General features: G+C 47.8%; 1 protein-coding gene. It reads left to right on the top strand.

Annotated elements, in window-relative coordinates; genetic code table 11:
* Positions 1–275 precede the first annotated feature (275 nt).
* On the top strand, positions 276–638 hold a 363-nt coding region (locus HT737_RS30185; RefSeq protein ID WP_182404652.1), incomplete at its 3' end, for a low affinity iron permease family protein.

The following is a 638-nucleotide window of genomic DNA, read 5'->3' as shown; positions in this document are numbered from 1 at the left end:
ACAGACATCTGAAGCGAATTCCGTGTGAGTAATTGCAATTTGTTTTCAGTCACGGCGACAAGCGGCGCGGAATGACTTTTTTTGAGACTTTAATCGCCAGTCGTCGGCCTTCCTCGGAGGCTTCGCAAACTTTTGCGTGATCAGTCAGCTCAACCGCTATCAGAGTTAGGAGCGTTTCCGATGGAGGAATTGCGAGGAGAGAGAAGACATATGTAACAAAGAATTTCATAGAGTTTGCGTGGTCGAAATGGCATCTCCCACTTGGATTTATGGTCATGAAATTCGCAAAGTTTTGCCAAGCACTCTCGAACTGGGCCGGCAGCTCGAAAACCTTTCTGATAGCTATTCTGCTGATCATCGCTTGGGCGTTAACGGGTCCGTATTTTCACTACAACGACACCTGGCAACTGATCATCAACACGTCAACAACGATCATCACCTTCCTGATGGTATTCCTCATCCAGAACACACAGAACAGGGATAACGACATCTTGCACCTGAAACTCGATGAACTGATCCGAGCAACAAAGGACGCCCAGAACGCCTTCATGTCATTGGATCATCTGGATACCAAGGAGCTGCGTGAGTTACGCAAGCGTTACAGCACGATGGGAGAAGAGGAAGAGGTGAATCTTGAG

Origin of the sequence: Pseudomonas sp. MD195_PC81_125 (assembly GCF_014060985.1) — a bacterium.
Taxonomy (GTDB): Bacteria; Pseudomonadota; Gammaproteobacteria; order Pseudomonadales; family Pseudomonadaceae; genus Aquipseudomonas; species Aquipseudomonas parakoreensis.
The sequence above is the reverse complement of the archived record's forward strand: the minus strand, read 5'-3'. Positions and strand labels throughout refer to the sequence as shown.